The following is a 17,814-nucleotide window of genomic DNA, read 5'->3' as shown; positions in this document are numbered from 1 at the left end:
CTCAAGGCGCGCGGTTGCGTGTTCCAGGCCTTGACCGCCTCGGCGGCGATGCTTGCATAGTCGGGCGGGCGGTTGTAGCCGGGCGCCTGCGGCGGTGGGCTCGAACTGCCGGCCAAATGGCTGAGCATGCCGATTTCCGGCAGCGGATGATTACCATGCGCCTGCGGCCGGCCCGGCAGGCTGTACTGGTCGTTCAAGCTAATTTCCAGCTGTTGCAGGATCGGGTGGTAACTATCCTGGTGCAGCGCACCCCAGCCGCGCCGTTTGGCTTCCGCCGTGGTGAGCCAAAAAAGGCTGTCCGGCACCTGGCAAGGGCCATCCGGGTTGACCTCGGTGTTGTTCGGATCGAAGAGTACTTGGCGCTCGGCAGGATCTTGGAAGGTGCCCTTGGTGGCGGCGCCAATCCCTTCAAGCGTGCCATTGGGCGGCGCCCATGCGGCCCCCTTGTTGTCCGCTAACTTCAAATTCGTTCCCATGATCCCCGGCACGAAGATCACCGGAATCACGTTGTGCGGCGGATTCACGCATAGCGCACGCTGTTTGAAGCTGTCCGGGCTTTTGACCGATTCGAAAAACGGGTTGCCCTGCTTGTCGAACTGTAGTTTGACGCGGCGGGTTGCGGTGTTCAGTACGTCGGTCATCATCCGCTCCGTTTCAGGGTCATTTTGAGGGCATCGATGGCACGGCCCGCCAGGGTGGGCGTAGCGCCGCTGCCATCGGTGCTGCCCGCCCCCTCCGGTTGGCTCTGACCATTACGTACGTCGTGTCGCAGGTCTGGCCGTGCCTGGCCGGCGCGGCCGGATACGCCGAACTGCTCATGGGTCGCCATGGTGCTTTGCGGCATGTTGGGCGGTGCGGCGCTGACGCTGGCCGGGCCGTCCATGCTGTGGCTGGCTGCGTGTTGCTGGTGCGTGGCGGTGGTCTTGGTAACAATGCCGCCGCCGTATTCGGCGCCGGCGTTGCTGGCCTTGATGGTGACCTTCGGTGCTTCCAGAATCAGCTCTTCCAGCGCATACAGGTGCAGTTTCTTGGCGGCGCCGATTTCGATGTCGTCGCTTTGCGCCTGAATGCGGATCTTGCCGGCGGCGGCGATCAGCTTCATGCCCAGTTGCTGTGCGAACAGCGATAGCGATTGGCCGACACGCAGGCGGAAGTGCTGGCCGATGGTCAGGTTGTGGTCTTTGACGGTGACCACGTCGTGACTACCGCCGCTGACCTGCTGAATGCTGGCCTCGCTGGCAATGGCGATGCCTTGTGGCGCACCGAGAGCCAGAATGGCCTTGCCGCCACCGGCCTGGTCTTTGGCGGTGTTGCTGCCACCATGCCATTGCTTGATGTCGTCGGCCAACTGCTGCTGCGGTGCGGTATCGGTTGGGTCGGCCTGGTGGGTGTCGGCTTGGCTCGACAGGCTTTGCGCCATGGAGAGCGCCATCTCAAGCAGCCCGACCAATTCCTCGCGGGCCAGCTGCCCATCCTTGGCCTTGGCTTGCGCATGCGTACTCAGCAGCAAACCTTTGGCGGCGCGGATCGCCCCCTGCAGATCGGTGCGCAGCTCGAAGCCCTCGCCGCGTGGCTCGGCTTTACCATCGATTCTAGGGTGGGTCAGGAAACCTTGATTGAGCTGCGTGGAGCCATGCTCGTTGGACAATCGGGTGCGGGTCTGGCCGCTGGTGTCGTCGAACAGCAGTTCGCCGAAGCCGCTGCCCTGATGTTCTTTGGACTTGATGCCCGACAGCGTTTTGTTGCCCGGCAGGTTGCCGGCGCCGCTGAATTGCGCTGGGGTGTGGCTGCCGTTGTACAGCACCCCGGTGACCACCGGGCGGTCGATGTCGCCTTCGATAAAGTCCACCAGCACTTCTTGGCCGATGCGCGGGATGAATTGATGCCCCCAGCCGGCGCCGGCCGAAGGCATGGCGACGCGGATCCAGCAACTCGAACGTTCGTCGCTGGCGGCGCCCGCTTCGGGGTGCTCCTGGCCACGTTGCCAATGCAACTGGATTTTGATGCGGCCGGACTCGTCGGTAAAAACTTCCTGGTCGGCCGGCCCCACCACGGTAGCGGTTTGCACGCCCGGGGCGGTTGGTTTGGCCAGGGCGGTGTTGGCGTAAGGCGGCGATAGCGGCAGGCCGCGCGGCTGGGCATTGAACTGGGTGGTGAAGGGCGCGCTGTCCGGCGTACTGCTCAACGACTGTTTGAGCGCCTCCGGCAGGTTGTTGCGCGCGTTGAACTGCTGCTTGGTCACCACGAATTCGCGCTGATCGGCCGGCTGGCTGTCGTGCGCGGGGTGATTATCCAGCCGAAACCAGTGGCCGGCGTGTAGCCCGCGCAGCGTGCCGCCCCCCTGAAAACCTTGAGCGGCCAGGTCGTGCGCTTGCTGACGCTGTTGCGCATAACGGGTCAGGCCATCGGCGTCCGAGGCGTAATACAGCGTTTGGGGTTGATAGTCTTCCAGCGTGCTTTGCGCCGCGCGTTCGCTGTCGCTCAGGGCGCGCGTGCTGCTGTCCTGGCCGTGACCGGTTTGCACCGCCTTGTAGTCGAAGCTGGCCAGACTAACCTGACCGCTGGTCAACTGCCGTTGTGCCTGCCAGTCGGTCAGGCCATCCTCGCTTTCGGTGGCGTCGGCACGTTGAAAACGCACGCGCTGTTGTGCTGATTGCGGCAGGCTGAACGGATCGTCGAACACCGTCAGTTGGCTTTGCAGCGTCGAGCCGCTGCTGACATGTTCGAAGCGCCAGGCCAGGCCCTCTTCATGCATTAAGCGGCGCAGGAAATCATAGTCGCTTTCGCGATACTGCAAAGTGTAGCTACGGGGCGCGTGCTGGCCGCTCAACTGAAAGACGAGCGTCTGCAAGTGGGTGAAGACTGGGTTGTTCGCCTGATGTTCGGCGATAACCTGTTTGACGATGTCCGGCACGCTTTGGTCTTGGAAGACCCTGCTGGTCACCCGGTGGGTCAACAAGGCTATGGGCGGCACAATCACCAGGCGGTAGCGGCTGAAGCCGCCGTCGCTGCCGAGCGCCTGTGCTTGGCTGACCACGCCGCCGCGCAGTACCGGCTCGCCGTTTTGATCTTGTATGGCCAGGCGCGCCGACAGGCCGAGTAGATTTTTTAGCGGTAGATTGCCGTTGGCCGACAGACAGTCGACGGTGTAACGATAACTATCGGAAACCGCTTCGCTGCCTTCGACGCTTTGCGGCAGCAGCACACCGTCCCATTGCTGATCGTCACCCAGCTGCAGCGATAACAAACGTTGATCTTGCGTGAAAGCGGAGGCGAAGGCGGCCAACAACGAGGAAAAATCCATGGGCGCGGAGACTGTCGCAGCAATTCACGACATTCTTATTTAAAATAAAGTCATAGATTTTAATTGATCGTTATGAGAGGGACAAGGTAGCCTGACCCAAAGGACAGGTTTTTAAGATTCATCCGAACGGGCCAGTCCCCTATAAACCGTTCCTACTCCCTCTCTTACCCCGCCCCCAGCACCAGCGCCACCACGACACCCGCCGACAACGCCAGACTCAACAGCGCCAAACGCAGCGGCGCGAAATAGAGCGGCGCCACCTCGGCGTCGAACGCCTTACGGCCGGAGAGCATGGCGCCGATCAGGTTCTGCCGTTTGAACACGCGGTGATAAACCACCGCGGCGACATGCACCGCCACCAGCAGCATGATCAAGTTGAAGAAGCCCTTATGCAGATCGGTCAGGACTTCGGAACGCCCCGAGGCAATCAAATGCGCCAGGGGACCGTTGTACAGGTAGCTATCGACATCGGAGGCAAACAGACCGGTGGAAACCTGGAACAGCAGCACCAGGATCAATGCCAGCACCATCAATCCGCCCAGCGGATTATGGCCAGGCTGCTGATGTTCGGGCAGACGACCGCGCAAATAGCGGCGGATCACGTCCGGCCCCTTGAGAAAATCGCTGAAGCGCGCGGTTTGGCTACCGAAGAACCCCCACACAAGGCGGAACAGCAACAATACCGCCACACCCTCGCCGCACCAGATGTGATAGCGCAACCAATCGCCACCTTGCGTGCCGGTAAACCACATGCCGGCGAATAACCCAACCAACGTCCAGTGAAATAACCGCGTAGGCAGATCCCAAACCGCCACGACTCGCTTCATTTTTGCATGCTCCTTCGTTGGCGTGCGCCGGCGCACGCCATGTCATCGACATTATATTTTAGAAAATATGGTACTAGAGTACGCAAGGAAGATTAAATCGGGCTTATGGCCGAGAGAACGATGCATTTTTCCGCGCGACCAGCAACAAGCCCGGCACCGGCCGGCCAAGCTCCACCCGCACAGTCACCTGGTTCAACGTCAGCAAGGTCAGGCCAGCCGCCGCCAACGCGGCGCGCAGATAGTCTTGGGTATGGTTGTAGCGCCCGCTAGGCGTAATACCGAAGCCGTCCTGCTCGAAACGCTCTTCCACCGAGGCCACCAGCAAGCCGCCCGCGGTCAACGACGCCGCAGCGGCATTCAGGAACGGCTCAAGCGCGCCGAAGTAAATGAAGGTATCGGCACTGGCAATCAGATCGAAGTACGCCGGGTGCCGTTGCAGATAGCTGACGATTTCCACCTGGTGCAGCGCATCGTAGCAATCTTTCTTCGCTGCCAGCGCCAAGCTTTTCGACGACAGATCGATACCGATCAACTCGCGTGCCCACGGCGCCAAGAACGATCCGCACAGCCCAGTGCCGCAACCGGCATCGAGCACGTTCAGACCGTGGGCAGGCAGATCGTATTCGGCCAGCATCTGGCCGATCAACTCGGGAATCCGGTAATCGAGCGTGTCGAGCATCTTGTTGTCGAACTGCACGGACGCCTGGTCGAAATACATCTCCAGATAGGCATCGGACGCACGCGGCGGCACGTTCTCCACCGTGCAGGCCGCCAGCATGTGCTCGGCGATCGGATTGCCGGGTTCGGCGTCGAGCCATTGACGGTAAACCTCGGCCGCCTCGTCGATTCGCCCAAGCACGTAAAAAGATGTTGCCAGCAGCCGGCGCGGCTTGGCCTCGTGCGGCGGCAGGACATAAGCCTGGCATTGGCAATGCGCCGCCTCAAGCACATTGCCGAGCGCTTCATGCAACGCAGCCAAGTCGCACCAGGCTTCTGCGCGCGTCACATCCAGCGCCAACGCCTTCTCGAAGGCGGTCAGCGCCTCATCCAGATGCCCACCGCGCTGCAGAACCGCACCCAGATTGCGCCAAACCGGCGCCTGGTGCACATCGCATTCCAGCGAAGCGATGAAAGCCGCCGCAGCTTCGTCATCGCGCCCCAGCGCGGTGTACAGATTACCCAGGTCGTTGTGCCAATCGGCACGCGCCGACGCCAACGTCACGGCGCGTTGCAACGAAGCCAACGCCGCCTCGCCTTGCCCACTCTGGTATTGCCACAAACCGAAGGAGTGATGCGCATCGGCCAAATCGGGCCAACGCGCCAGCACGCGCCGATAGCCGCTGCCGGCTGCACGCAACCGTCCCGCGCATTGCGCCTGCCAGGCGGCAGCCAGCATCATCTGCGCCTCGGGCGGCATCTCGGCATGAGAATGGGTGGTCATGAACAACTCCTGGGTACGTACGATGGCGCCTGTCCCTAGCATACAGCCGCGCCATGGGACGACTTATATACCATCATTCGGCCATCTAATAAATTTATATATTCATTTGTCCGCGCGGAATTGTTAAATATAATCGACTTGCATTCTACGACCGGTCGGCAATAATGACTGCTGAGAACGATATCGGATGTAACTTGCGTACCAGAACCCGTCGAGCGGGTCCTTCGCACTCAACGCCTGTTACTGAAAGCCAATCGACTTGAGGCACCCATGCCACCACCGCTAATTTTGCTGGTCGATGACAACAGGTTTTCACTTGAGCTGCTGACACACGGCCTCGAACTGGCCGGCCTACGCTGCCACGGCGCAGGGCGAGGTCAAGATGCGATCGAATTCTGCCGGCAGCAACGTCCCGACCTAGTGGTCATGGATATGGCCATGCCGGAGATGGACGGCCTGCAAACCACCGCCGAATTGCGCCAACTATTCCGCGACGATTGGGTACCGATTCTGTTCCTATCGGCCAACGGCGATGAAGAACAGGTCATGGCCGGTCTACGTATCGGCGGCGACGATTATCTGATCAAACCGGTCAATCCCGAGCTGCTGCTCACCAAGATCCAGGTCTTCTTACGCATTGCGCACCTGCAACAGCAAATCACCCAAGACGCCATACGCTTGGCACGCTACTACGAAGAAAACGAGTTCGAGCAGACGCTGGCGCTGGAGCTCATCCAGCGCCTGACCTACCGCTCCTTCGTCGGTCAAGCGCACATCTGGCACAAGCTCCACCCCGCGGGCATTTTTAACGGAGACGTTGTCTGCCGCAGTCTGTCCGCACCCGGTATCGAACACTTTCTGCTCGCCGACTGCACCGGACACGGTCTAACGGCGGCGATCAGCGCCTTGCCGGTCATTGACGGCTTCTACGAACTGGTCAAGCAATACCTCTCCACCAGCTTACTGGCCAGCGGCATCAACAAAAAACTGCACAGCCTGTTACCGACCGGTCGCTTCGTCGCGGCCGCACTTTGCTCGATCGACTATACCCAACACACCCTGTCGATTTGGAACGGCGGGACTCCCTGCGCGCTACTGATCGGCGCCGGCGGAAAGCTGAAACACCTCTTCCCGCCGCGTTACCCCCCCTTGGGCATTCTCGACGAGAGCGATTTCGACTCAGGACTCGAGCAGATCCCCTGGCAAGACGGCGACCTGCTGGTACTGACGTCCGATGGCATTACCGAGGCATGTATGCCGCACGGCAAGCTATTCGGTATCGACGGCGTCATCCGTGCGATCGAAACCGGCTGGCCCGACTCGGTCGGCAAGCATGTTCTCGCCGCATTGAGCGAACACCTGGACGGTAACCACGCCCAAGACGACGTCTCGCTACTGATCGTAAAACTACATACCCCGAAAGACTGATTTGCCTGGCGCAGTAACACCGCTAGGGTTTATCGGACACCGACAGCGCCTGTAGTCCCGCGCCGAAGTGGAATTGATAAAATGCATCCAGACTGCCATCGTCGCGCATCTGCTGCACGCCCCGATCGATGCGGTCTCGCAGCCACCCCAGACCCGGCCGCAGAGCCAGCGGCTGCGGCTTACTGGCGACGACTTCCGGCAGGCGACGGATTGCTCGCGCAAAAACCGGATCGACGTCTTGCGTCACAAACGGATCGTCCAGCATCAGATCGATGCGCCCGTTGGCCAGCAGCGCCACCGCCTCCACGGAATCGACCGCCGGCACACGCCGATATTGCTGGTCTTTATCCAGCGTCTCGGGGTAATCGTAGGCGTCGATCCAGGCCAGGCGCTTACCGGCAAACGCTTCGGGCGAGAAATGGGTGACAGGGCTCTTTAACGGCACCCAGGCATACAGCACCCAGGTGACCAGTGTCTGACGGGTGTTAAGCCAGCCTGGCGGCAAATGCGACATCGTGGCGAAAGCCGCCAGGTCGACCTGCCCTTGCCGCATCAGCTTCTCGCAACCGGCCATGCCCATAAAACGGTAGCGGATACGCACATCGGGCTGACGCTGCAGCGCATCTACCAACAGCCCCCTTGCTTGCCCCGCATCCTGATAGATGAAGGGGTACCAGGGTTCGGCGCACAGCAAAAACGGCTTCGCCGCGACCGGCAACCACCACAAGCAACCCAGCAACACCAACCAACGTTTCATGTATTTTTTCCTGGCAAAGTCATGGTTTCACCAAAAGAAATTCTGTGTTGAAGCACTTGCCCGCCGGCGCGCGCATCAGCAGACTGATACGACAAGGAAGGCAAACCATGAACATCCACAAAGAGAACAACAACGCCAAAGCGCCACGACCGACCATCCGTCTGGCGGTGGCATCGGGCGTGGCGCCTTGCGAACTGACCGCGCTGCCCGACGGCTGGCAACTTACGCTCGACAGTGCCGTATTGGCACAGGTCGCCATGACGCCCTTGCCGCCGCGCCCCGAGCGACTGGAGGCCGCGATTCAACTCGTCGAGGATCGAATCGCGCCACTTGGCGCACAGTTGCCCGCCAACGCACGCTGGCAGGCCGATTCCCCGCTGGTCCGCCAAGTGCTCGCTATCGTTTCGCCGCCGCCGGTGAGCCGCGCGGCGCTGGAACAGGTTTACCAGCAGTTGGCGGACAGCGCTCTGGGCCGCCCCTGGCCGCGCAACGGCCAGACACTCGACGCCGAGCTTGCGGCGACATTGCTGATCCTACGCGAATTGATGCATCACCTGGCAATCGACTTCCTGTACGACCAAGCCGACGACGCCGGCTCGCTCAAAGTTTGAATTGGCCGATGGCCCGAGCCATAGCAGCCGACAGCGCCGTCACCTGGTCGGCGTCTTGGGCGGTATGCAACGCGGCTTGCTCGGTCTGAGTCGCCTGGCTTGCAACCCGGGCAACCTCCTGAGCCACTTCGCCGGTATGCGCATTTTGCTCCTCCAGTGCCCGGCTGATCTCCCCAACCAAGGCCAGCACCTCGCCGGCGCTGGTCTTGATTTGCGCCACCGCGTCGCCGGTTCGGTTGACATGCTCGACCCCGGATTGCACCTGTCCCTCCACCGTGCCCATGGTATCGGACACTTCGTGCGTATTTTGCTGAATCTGCCGGATGATCTGCTCGATCTCGTCGGTCGATTGCGTCGTGCGGTCCGCAAGCTTGCGCACCTCGTCGGCCACCACGGCGAAACCGCGCCCCGCCTCGCCGGCCCGCGCCGCCTCGATGGCGGCATTGAGCGCCAACAGATTGGTCTGCTTGGCCAATTCGTCGATCACACCCACCACGCGGGAAATGGCATCGGTCGAGGCTTGCAGTTCGGTGATCTTGCCCGCCGCCGCCGACACCGAGCTGGCAATCGTCCCGATCTCCTCGACAGCCAGATGGATAATCTGGTCGTTGTTCTCGGAAATTTCAAAAGACTTCCGGGTCAACTCGGCGGCGGCACGGGTTCGCTCGTTGAGCACCGCCAGGTTGGCGACGATCAGTTCGAGCTCCTGGTGCATATGCGCCGCAGCGCGCGAGCCGTCCTGCGCCGCGCTCTTCATCGAGGCGGATGAAGTCTGCAAATGGCCGGAGGCGCCATCCATCTCGCTTAGATTCTGCAACACCTCGCGCAGACTGCTCTGCAGCCCCTCCAACAGGGTATTGAACGCGACAATGGTGCGCTGCGCCTTACTCTGCGCGGCCGCGGGCACACGGGTGGAGAAATCGTGTTCGCTGGCGACTCGCAGGATGGTCGATTCCACCCCGCGCAGTGCGCGCATTTCCACATGATTGCGATGCTGCCGGTAGACAAAAAGCAACGCCAGCAGATAAAGCAGCAACAGCACGCAAAACACTGTCACGAGCCGGCTGTGGTAAGCCGAGACCACGGGGGTAAGCGCCTGTGCCAACATCACCGGCGTCACGTGGAGATACAGCACCCAAGGGGTATCGGAATGGATCTTCAGCGGACGGGCGAGCAGTTGCTCGCCGGCGTTGTCTGGCTGCGCCAGCAGCTTACCCAGCGCTTTATTGCGACGGTCGAAAATACGAATGCCGTGCGCCTCGTTGACCAGACCGAACGGCGAGACGCCGGGCGGCATGGTCACGCCATCCTTATGCGCGCTTTCGCGATCCTTGTCAGTCAGAATCAGATACGGCACATCCAGCAGTTCGGCTTCGAAGGCATTGGTTCGAGAAATCACGGCGATCAGGCCGTTGAGCACCTTGCTGTCCCCGCGATAGATCGGGATCGAGTAGATGAAGCCGTTGGCGTCGAGCACGCTGCAGGCCTTCTTGGAGTAGTACTGGGTGTTGTCGCAAGTGCGCATCACCGGGGAGAAATACGCAGGGATATCGTCGATCGCGTGGAAATCGAAAGTGGGATGTGCCGCGCGGATGCTATCCAACTGCTTGGGGAAATAGGTGTACTCCTCGTCCTCCAGCTCTTCCGGCTTGTCCGGATTCTTCACCTCCGGGCCACTGTCCTCGCTTTTGGCATTGTTATCGACGATCAGCGTGTCGAACATAAAAAAGGGCACCTCGCCCTTTTTGTAATCCAACCCCGGCAGCACCGCATAGACCTCGGATACATGCGCGCTACCGGCCAAGTTGTTATAAATCTGCTGCACGGTCTTGAAGCTATCGGCGCTCATGCGCCCCTGGGCGACCACATCTTCCTTGTCGTTATGGCGGTTGCCGCCGGAAATGCCCCGAATGCTGGGCAACAGCGAGATGGTGCGCGCATTCTGGTACATCGCGTTGAAGGTGGCCTCCAACTGGATGGCCTTACCGGCCAATACTCGATCCTTCAGATCCTGAACCGCGACCTGGCGTGCCTGTGCTTCGCGTTCCGCTTCGTCGCGCATCAGGTAACCGTAAATCGCGGCCGACACCGCCAGCATGCACAGGGTCGCTAAGCCGGCACGCACATACAGGTCATTTCGCCCCTTGGTAAACATTGTCGACTCCGCGTGGATGCTGAATTTTTTCTTGGAATTATTTAGTCATATGTCCTGGGTGCGACAATGTCAAAAATATAGCCCTATCCCTGTGCAACAGGACTCACGCCGCCTTCGCATTGTCCGTCACCGCTTTCCGAAAACTCACGAGAGCATAACCGCGTCGACGCGGACTAACACCCTGTCGACCAAACCCAGCCGACACCCCGTACACTTCAATGTACTTAGGAGATTTTCATGAGACATCCACTTGTAGCCGGCTTGGCCGTGGCCTTCATGAGCAGCGCGCCGATTCTCGCAAACGTCAGCGGCACCTCGACCGAAGACTGTACGCATCAGAAATGGAAGCAGCTCTCCGATCGCTACATCAAGGCGCTTTACGACGACGACGTCAGCGTCGAGCAAACCGTGTCCTACGCAAACGAACTGACCGCATGCGAGGATGATCGGGTTAAGCCAAGAACATAACTTCGCCTAGCCGTACCATCGCGGCGGGGCATGCCGCCCGCCGCCGCCCTCCTCACCTGCCGACATCAAATCCCTGGCCGACTGCGATCTGACTGCCATAATGAATGGCAAAGTAAGATCCCAACGCACACGCGATCGAGAAGCCATGGACACGCCCCCTTGGTCGCACACCCAGGGAGGCCCGCATGGCACTGCAAGCACAAGATACGCTGCGCTCATTCACATTGAGCGACGGCCGGAATGCGCGTTTCCATGCGCTGTCGGCATTGGCCGACCTCGGCATCGCCCAGGTCGAGCGTTTGCCGGTGTCGCTACGCATCATCCTTGAATCGCTACTGCGCAATCTGGATGGCCAACGCGTCACCGAAGCCCATGTCCGCCAACTCGCCAATTGGCAACCTCAAGCGACGCGCAACGAGGAAATCCCGTTGATCGTGGCGCGCATCGTACTGCAAGACTTTACCGGTGTGCCGTTACTATGCGACCTGGCGGCCATGCGCAGCGTCGCCCAACGTTTCGGCAAACCACCGCAGATCGTCGAGCCGCTGGTACCGGTGGACCTAGTAGTGGATCACTCGGTACAGGTCGACCATTTTCGCGAAAGCAATGCGCTGGATTTGAACATGCAGCTCGAGTTCCAGCGCAATGCCGAGCGCTACCGTTTCATCAAATGGGGCATGCAGGCGTTTCACCATTTCCGCGTCGTGCCGCCCGGCATCGGCATCGTGCACCAGGTCAACCTGGAGTATCTGGCACGCGGCGTACTGCGGCAGGACGACGTCTACTATCCGGACACGCTGGTCGGCACCGACTCGCATACCACCATGATCAATGCGCTGGGCGTCGTGGGCTGGGGCGTCGGCGGCATCGAGGCCGAAGCCGGCATGCTGGGTCAGCCGGTGTCGCTCTTGACGCCGGACGTACTGGGCATGCAGTTGACCGGCAGTTTGCGCCCCGGGGTCACCGCCACCGACCTGGTGCTGACGATCACGCAAATGCTGCGCAAAGCCAATGTCGTGGGCCAATTCGTCGAATTCTTCGGCAGCGGCGCCAGCACGCTGACACTGCCGGATCGAGCCACTTTAGCCAATATGGCTCCGGAATATGGCGCCACCATGGGTTTCTTCCCGCCGGACGAACAGACCGCAGCCTACCTGACCGCCACGGGGCGCACGGCCGACGAAGTCGATGCCTTCCATCGTTATTTCCAAGCGCAGGGTCTGTTCGGCATGCCGCAAGTCGGCGCCATCGACTACAGCCGGGTACTGACGCTTGACCTCGCCGAGGTGGAACCCAGCGTGGCCGGTCCACGTCGGCCGCAGGACCGCATTCCCCTATCGGAACTCGATGCCCGATTCCGCGCCCTGCTCTCGCAGCCGATCTCCGATGGCGGCTACGGCAAGGCCGAGCATCGACCGACTCCGGATCAACTGGATCACGGCGCGGTATTGATCGCCGCGATCACCTCTTGCACCAACACCTCCAACCCCAGCGTGATGCTGACGGCGGGCCTATTGGCCGCCAAAGCCGCCGCCCGCGGCCTAACCGTCTCGCCCAGGATCAAAACCTCACTGGCGCCCGGCTCGCGCGTCGTCACCGACTATTTGGAAAAAACAGGCCTGCTGGCGCCTTTGGCGCAATTGGGGTTCCGGCTGGTGGCCTATGGCTGCACCACCTGTATCGGCAACGCCGGCCCGCTGGATCCCGAACTGGAAGCGGAAATCGCCGCCCGGGATCTGATTTGTGCCGCGGTATTGTCCGGCAATCGCAATTTCGAAGCCCGCATCCATCCGGCGATCAAGGCCAATTTCCTGATGAGTCCGCCGCTGGTGGTGGCCTTTGCCATCGCCGGCCGGGTCGATATCGATTTGACGCATGAGCCGCTGGGCTTCGATGGCACAGGCCAGCCCGTGTATCTGAGCGAGATCTGGCCCGATGCCCAGGAAGTGGCCACCACTTTGCAGCAAGCCACCGAACCGGCCAGCTATCGCCGGCTGTACCAGGATCTCGACGGCATGAACCCTTTATGGCAGCGCATTGTGGCGCCGGGCGGGCCAGTCAGCGATTGGACGCCCTCCAGCTATATCGCCGAGCCGCCGTTCTTCACCGACTTCGCGCTGCAGCCGCCTGCCGTCCCGCCGATCCGAGACGCTCGGGCACTGGCGATTTTCGGTGACTCGGTCACCACCGATCACATCAGTCCGGCCGGCTCGATCAAACCCACCTCGCCGGCCGGCCTCTATCTGCAGCAGCTAGGCATCAAACCGGCCGACTTCAATAGCTACGGCTCGCGCCGCGGGCACCATGAGGTGATGATGCGCGGCACCTTTGCCAACGTGCGGATCCGCAACTTGATGTTGCCTGCCGACGCCAACGGCCAACCGATCGAGGGCGGATTGACCCTGCGCCAGCCCGACGGCACGCAACAGTTCATCTACGATGCGGCGATGCATTATCAACAAGCCGGCACGCCAACGCTGATCTTCGCCGGCGAGGAATACGGCACCGGTTCCAGCCGGGATTGGGCAGCCAAGGGCACGCGCTTGCTGGGCGTCAAAGCGGTGATCGCCCGCAGCTTCGAGCGCATCCACCGCGCAAACCTGGTCGGCATGGGCGTGCTACCGCTGCAATTCCTGGGCGACGATAGCGCCGCATGCTTACGCGGCGACGAGTTGTTCGACCTGATGGGCATGGATAACGGGCTGCAGCCGCGACAGCACGTCTCGCTAACCATCCGCAGCCCGGATGGCCAGACCCGGCAGATGACCTTGTTGCTGCGGATCGATACGCCGATGGAGATCGAGTACTACAGACACGGCGGCATCCTGCCCTATGTCATGCGGCAATTGCTTGGCTGAGACCGCCGGCCGTCGCTACTCGGTGGTGCTTGGATTCCAGAAGGCTTGTTTGATATAGGCTTTGGCCGACAATCGCTCGGCGATGCGATCCAGCTCGGCCGAATCCGCCGATGTACATAGCAAAGTGGCGGTCAGTTCGACGTCGTCGTCGCCGAAGGGATCGACATCCAGGTCGCCCACCGGGTATTGCGCCTGCTCCAGCAATTCTTCCACCATGGCGCGCGCCAATTGCTGCTCGTTGCTGGTGGTGATGACGCACAGCTGATAGGTGACTTCGCTGTCCCGGTCGTGCAGCGGTTTGCGGTTGATCGAATCCACCACCGGGCGCAACAGCGTATTGGCCGACAGGACGGCCAGCGTCGCCAGCAAAGCGGAATCGTACAACCCCGCGCCGGCGCAGGCACCGGCCGCGGCCGACCCCCACAAGGTGGCGGCCGTGTTCAGGCCGCGCACATTGAGACCATCCTTCATGATGGTTCCGGCACCGAGAAAGCCGACGCCGGACACCACATACGAAACGACGCGCACCGCGCCGTCGGCGCCGGTCAGGCGCAACGCCATATCGACAAAGGCCGCCGCCCCCACCGCCACCAGCGCATTGGTCCGCAAGCCGGCGGTACGCTGGCGCACCTGGCGCTCATAGCCGATGCTCGACCCGAAAACGAAGGCCGTCACCAAGGCTAGCGCCGAGTGCAGAAAAGGCGAAAGACTGAAATTGAATAAGGTTTGCATGGCAGACTCCCATGGCGGCACGCCCCGGGCCTAGACCCGGGGGCGCTTGAATCAGATTGCGTGAATCACCGAATAAATCACCATCCCCATCGCCACCAGCAGGTAGATCCGCAAGATGGACATCCACAGCTTGTTGCCCGAAGACAGGGTCATCGGCTTGAGCTTGGCCAACGGCGCCATACGGAATTCGTACAGGGCTTTCTGGCTGATCTGGCGATCGCTCTGCTCGTCGCCGCCCCTATCGGCCGCTTCGCGGGCGCGCAGTACATTGACGACGATCGCGCAAATCAACGAAATCAACCCGCCGCCGATCAAAATACCGACGATCGTTTCGCTCGAAATATCCGGGAACGCGACCGAGGCGGTCAGGATGACCGACAGCACCACCAACGCCGCCACGATGACGGCCGCCATCACATTGGTCGTGCGCGTATTGACCCACGGCCCCAGCACTTCCTTGTCGTTGCACAGGATCAGCAAGAACACCACGGCGCTTGGCAGCAACACGCCGGCCAACGTTTGCACCGCATTGGTCAACAGTCCCAGCGGCACACCGGGGATCAGCACCAGAGCCGCCGCCACGGCGATCAGGCCGCAGTACATCGCATAAAAGCCCGGCGCGTCGGTCGGCTTGCGATGCAGCGAGTGCTTCAGGCTCAGTACATCGCCCAGCGCATAGGCAGTGGACAGCGAGACCGCCATGGCGCCGATGATGGAGGCGTCGATCAGGGCAATGGCGAACAGCACGCCCGGCAGGCGGCCATAGTATTTGGCGAAGCCGGCGCAGATGGCGCCCGCATCCTGGAAATTGCCGAACTCGGGGTGGCCGGCAAAGATCTGCGCGGTAAAGGAGATCATGGCCACGGCGCCGACGATCACCAACACGATGCCCAGCAGTAGATCGGCACGGCCGTATTTGATGAAACGCGGCGTAATGCGCTTATCGATGACGTAGCTCTGCTGGAAGAACAACTGCCATGGCGCCACAGTGGTGCCGACAATGCCGATGATCAACAGCATCACATCGGTCAGCTTGGCGCCCGCCGGCATCTGCGGCGTCACAAAATCGTGCGCCACTTGCGACATCGGCGGATGCACCATCACCAGGATCGGCACCAGGATCAGACTACCGATCACCAGCAACATCGAGACACGCTCGAAGCGGCGGAAGTCGCCGGTACTGGCCGCCGCCATGATGAACACCGCCGATAACAAGACCCCCATGACCTTGGGCACACCGAGGAATTCCATCCCCAGGCTGATGCCGATGAACTCGGTGACGATGGTCAGCGCATTGAGCAAGAGCAGGTCGATCGCGCTGAAGGCGCCCCAGAATTTGCCGAAGCGTTCCAGAATCAGGCGCGCATGCCCAACGCCGGTGATCGCGCCCAGCCGCAGCACCATTTCCTGGCTGACATACAACACCGGAATCAGCATGGCCAAGGTCCACAACAATGCCGTGCCGTAGTTTTGGCCGGTCTGGCCATAGGTGCTAAAAGCGCCGGCATCGTTATCGCCGACCATGACGATCAGCCCCGGGCCGATAATCGCCAACAGCGTTCTAAGCCGTGCGAACCACCCGGTACGCTTGGCGGTGTCGTTGTGGCGAATGGTGCCAAACGCACCGCGAATATCGCCGATATGGGCGCTGTCGAGCACAGCGGCCTGAATGTTTTTGTTTTCGGACATGAGACTTCCCTTACACAAACTGCTATCGGAGCGTCTTTCTATTGCCTGCGCTTAACGCATGAACGGCGTTGCTCTGGCGTGTCGATGCACGAGAGCGCACAACACGGGCAAAAGAAAAACGGAGCGAGGAAGACCGGACCCGAGGGGTCGGCGTTCCCGAGGGAGGTCACGCTGGAGGGAATGTCGGTAAAACGAGGAATCGAGGCAGGATCAAGCGATTGCCTATCTGCCTGGCGGCGCCATTCCGATCAGCATGACCGCACGACTAGGTGATGGTTCCATGGTCTGCCTTTCTCAAAATCAGCGGCTCGATTGTCCGAGCGGATACCCGCGAGGGGTGCCATCCGGAGAGCCTGTATTATTACGACAAGGTCGTGGTCGTCATGACTGGGCCGTGCAAGGAATGCCGCACACAACATCGCGACGTTTTCGAACGCATGCCATGAACGCACGCAGCACGAAGGCTTCGACGATTCGGATTTGGAGGTGTACCACAAAGATGAAACCGAAGGACACGCACCGTTTGCTCAAGCAAGACGGCGGCGGATGGAAACGCGGGTCTTGCCTAGCTTATTTGTTGAATCCGTAAGTGTTACAACTCTGACAGTCCAAGGCAGTCGCCCATGTAATTAACTTGGCGGCGATTCTAGTCGCGAAAAATGCCATCGTCAACCACAACACCTTGTTCCTAGCACCAGGTTCTTTTGCACCCAATGCGATTTGCCCAAATGCCAGCATGCCAATCCTGGCCTTTCGCTCAGTAGGGAAGCCTATTTTTTTTCCTAAATTTAGCTGGCGTTTCCTAAATAACGCATTTCGACAGGAGAAAACCATGGTCCCTATCCCCAGCCCGGTCACCCAGGTTCGTGTCTTTCCGTACATCCCGGATGCCCCCATCGTCGTGCCGCCGGTCTTTGTCAGCGGCGCCGGCACCTATTCGGTGGGCACACTCGGAAGAAGCGTGTTTTACAACCTCGACCTCACCTCGGGCGAAACCCAAAACGGCGGGCCGCACGCCGGCGTCAAATACTACGCCATCTGTAAGAACGCGGACGGCCAGGAGTTCACCACCACTTGGCTTACCTGCTTGAAAGGCGGCCCCACCCCGCAATTCGGCCGTACCGTGACCCTCGGTGGCCGCGTAATGGAAACCGAAGCGGCCGTGGGCAGCGACATCGCGTATCAAGTCCATCTATCGGATGTTTCGGTCAACGCCTACATCCCGCCGAATGAGCCGTTGATCCTGCCGCTGATCGAATGCGGCAAGGGCATTGCCACCTTTGCCGGCCTGCTCCCCGGCGGCTCGTGGTCGGTATCGGTGGCCGGCGGCGAACGCATCAACCCGCTGCACGTCGGCATGACCGTCACCATTCACGGCACCAACGTGGCCACCGGGAAACCATTCTTCATCCCGGCCACCTTCGTCACGCGAGATGCCGGCGACCCCGCCGAGTTCGTGGAACGACGCATTCCGCGCGATGCGTGACGGGCGCCTCGATATGCGGCGATAAAAAAACCGGGCCTATGCCCGGTTTTTCTGTCTT

At 60.9% G+C, this 17,814-nt stretch carries 14 protein-coding genes; 6 read left to right on the top strand and 8 right to left on the bottom strand.

Annotation, left to right across the window (positions count from 1 at the left end):
* From DFP86_RS17625 to DFP86_RS17610, 4 genes are all read right to left on the bottom strand, one after another.
* Positions 1–641: hypothetical protein (locus DFP86_RS17625; RefSeq protein WP_208108384.1), on the bottom strand; the 641-nt coding region annotated here is incomplete at its 3' end.
* Positions 641–3,304: a type VI secretion system Vgr family protein gene (locus DFP86_RS17620; protein ID WP_133683735.1), complete on the bottom strand. Its 2,664-nt coding sequence runs from the start codon at positions 3,302–3,304 to the stop codon at positions 641–643. The genes DFP86_RS17625 and DFP86_RS17620, both read right to left, overlap by 1 nt.
* A 164-nt stretch (positions 3,305–3,468) precedes the next feature.
* Complete coding sequence (locus DFP86_RS17615; protein ID WP_133683733.1) at positions 3,469–4,131, bottom strand: cytochrome b/b6 domain-containing protein; 663 nt, start codon at positions 4,129–4,131, stop codon at positions 3,469–3,471.
* Between the two features lie 103 nt (positions 4,132–4,234).
* The gene (locus DFP86_RS17610; RefSeq protein ID WP_166642327.1) at positions 4,235–5,572 is read right to left on the bottom strand and encodes a tetratricopeptide repeat protein; all 1,338 of its coding nucleotides are present in this window, start codon (positions 5,570–5,572) and stop codon (positions 4,235–4,237) included.
* A gap of 270 nt (positions 5,573–5,842) precedes the next feature.
* Here DFP86_RS17610 and DFP86_RS17605 point away from each other — a divergent pair, with 270 nt between their 5' ends.
* A complete protein-coding gene (locus tag DFP86_RS17605) occupies positions 5,843–7,000 on the top strand; it encodes a PP2C family protein-serine/threonine phosphatase (protein WP_133683728.1) in 1,158 nt (385 codons plus the stop codon).
* Positions 7,001–7,022: 22 nt separating this feature from the next.
* On the opposite strand, the gene DFP86_RS17600 is transcribed toward DFP86_RS17605, so the two are convergent.
* Positions 7,023–7,757 carry a substrate-binding periplasmic protein gene (locus DFP86_RS17600; protein ID WP_133683726.1) on the bottom strand — a complete coding sequence of 245 codons (735 nt, stop codon included), beginning with the start codon at positions 7,755–7,757 and terminating at the stop codon, positions 7,023–7,025.
* Positions 7,758–7,864: 107 nt separating this feature from the next.
* On the opposite strand from DFP86_RS17600, the gene DFP86_RS17595 reads away from it, so the two are divergent.
* A complete protein-coding gene (locus tag DFP86_RS17595) occupies positions 7,865–8,368 on the top strand; it encodes a hypothetical protein (protein ID WP_133683724.1) in 504 nt (167 codons plus the stop codon).
* On the opposite strand, the gene DFP86_RS17590 is transcribed toward DFP86_RS17595, so the two are convergent.
* A complete protein-coding gene (locus DFP86_RS17590) occupies positions 8,358–10,523 on the bottom strand; it encodes a methyl-accepting chemotaxis protein (protein WP_133683722.1) in 2,166 nt (721 codons plus the stop codon). The two genes, DFP86_RS17595 and DFP86_RS17590, sit on opposite strands and share 11 nt — an antisense overlap.
* A 237-nt stretch (positions 10,524–10,760) precedes the next feature.
* On the opposite strand from DFP86_RS17590, the gene DFP86_RS17585 reads away from it, so the two are divergent.
* On the top strand, positions 10,761–10,991 hold the full coding sequence (locus tag DFP86_RS17585) for a hypothetical protein (protein ID WP_133683720.1): 231 nt from the start codon (positions 10,761–10,763) through the stop codon (positions 10,989–10,991).
* 185 nt (positions 10,992–11,176) lie between these two features.
* Entirely contained in the window at positions 11,177–13,849 is a 2,673-nt protein-coding gene (acnA, locus tag DFP86_RS17580; protein WP_133683718.1) for an aconitate hydratase AcnA, read from the top strand.
* 15 nt (positions 13,850–13,864) lie between these two features.
* Here acnA and DFP86_RS17575 read toward each other — a convergent pair whose 3' ends face one another.
* Both DFP86_RS17575 and DFP86_RS17570 read right to left on the bottom strand, forming a co-directional pair.
* Positions 13,865–14,581, bottom strand: a complete 717-nt coding sequence (locus DFP86_RS17575; protein ID WP_133683717.1) for an MgtC/SapB family protein — start codon at positions 14,579–14,581, stop codon at positions 13,865–13,867.
* Positions 14,582–14,632: 51 nt separating this feature from the next.
* Entirely contained in the window at positions 14,633–16,270 is a 1,638-nt protein-coding gene (locus DFP86_RS17570) for an NRAMP family divalent metal transporter (RefSeq protein ID WP_133683715.1), read from the bottom strand.
* Between the two features lie 272 nt (positions 16,271–16,542).
* Here DFP86_RS17570 and DFP86_RS19390 point away from each other — a divergent pair, with 272 nt between their 5' ends.
* Positions 16,543–16,716, top strand: coding sequence for a hypothetical protein (locus DFP86_RS19390; protein WP_166642326.1), 174 nt, complete (start codon positions 16,543–16,545; stop codon positions 16,714–16,716).
* A gap of 386 nt (positions 16,717–17,102) precedes the next feature.
* On the top strand, positions 17,103–17,756 hold the full coding sequence (locus tag DFP86_RS17565; protein ID WP_133683713.1) for a hypothetical protein: 654 nt from the start codon (positions 17,103–17,105) through the stop codon (positions 17,754–17,756).
* Positions 17,757–17,814 lie beyond the last annotated feature (58 nt).

This window comes from Paludibacterium purpuratum (assembly GCF_004363805.1).
Taxonomy (GTDB): domain Bacteria; phylum Pseudomonadota; class Gammaproteobacteria; order Burkholderiales; family Chromobacteriaceae; genus Paludibacterium; species Paludibacterium purpuratum.
Note: the sequence above shows the minus strand (reverse complement) of the source record. Positions and strands in the feature narration are given on the sequence as shown.

Excerpts from the sequence above, each read along its gene's own strand:
- DFP86_RS17620 (WP_133683735.1), bottom strand. The coding sequence starts at position 3,304 with ATGGATTTTTCCTCGTTGTTGGCCGCCTTCGCCTCCGCTTTCACGCAA.
- DFP86_RS17615 (WP_133683733.1), bottom strand. The coding sequence starts at position 4,131 with ATGAAGCGAGTCGTGGCGGTTTGGGATCTGCCTACGCGGTTATTTCAC.
- DFP86_RS17610 (WP_166642327.1), bottom strand. The coding sequence starts at position 5,572 with ATGACCACCCATTCTCATGCCGAGATGCCGCCCGAGGCGCAGATGATG.
- DFP86_RS17605 (WP_133683728.1), top strand. The coding sequence starts at position 5,843 with ATGCCACCACCGCTAATTTTGCTGGTCGATGACAACAGGTTTTCACTT.
- DFP86_RS17600 (WP_133683726.1), bottom strand. The coding sequence starts at position 7,757 with ATGAAACGTTGGTTGGTGTTGCTGGGTTGCTTGTGGTGGTTGCCGGTC.
- DFP86_RS17595 (WP_133683724.1), top strand. The coding sequence starts at position 7,865 with ATGAACATCCACAAAGAGAACAACAACGCCAAAGCGCCACGACCGACC.
- DFP86_RS17590 (WP_133683722.1), bottom strand. The coding sequence starts at position 10,523 with ATGTTTACCAAGGGGCGAAATGACCTGTATGTGCGTGCCGGCTTAGCG.
- DFP86_RS17585 (WP_133683720.1), top strand. The coding sequence starts at position 10,761 with ATGAGACATCCACTTGTAGCCGGCTTGGCCGTGGCCTTCATGAGCAGC.
- acnA (WP_133683718.1), top strand. The coding sequence starts at position 11,177 with ATGGCACTGCAAGCACAAGATACGCTGCGCTCATTCACATTGAGCGAC.
- DFP86_RS17575 (WP_133683717.1), bottom strand. The coding sequence starts at position 14,581 with ATGCAAACCTTATTCAATTTCAGTCTTTCGCCTTTTCTGCACTCGGCG.
- DFP86_RS17570 (WP_133683715.1), bottom strand. The coding sequence starts at position 16,270 with ATGTCCGAAAACAAAAACATTCAGGCCGCTGTGCTCGACAGCGCCCAT.
- DFP86_RS19390 (WP_166642326.1), top strand. The coding sequence starts at position 16,543 with ATGGTTCCATGGTCTGCCTTTCTCAAAATCAGCGGCTCGATTGTCCGA.
- DFP86_RS17565 (WP_133683713.1), top strand. The coding sequence starts at position 17,103 with ATGGTCCCTATCCCCAGCCCGGTCACCCAGGTTCGTGTCTTTCCGTAC.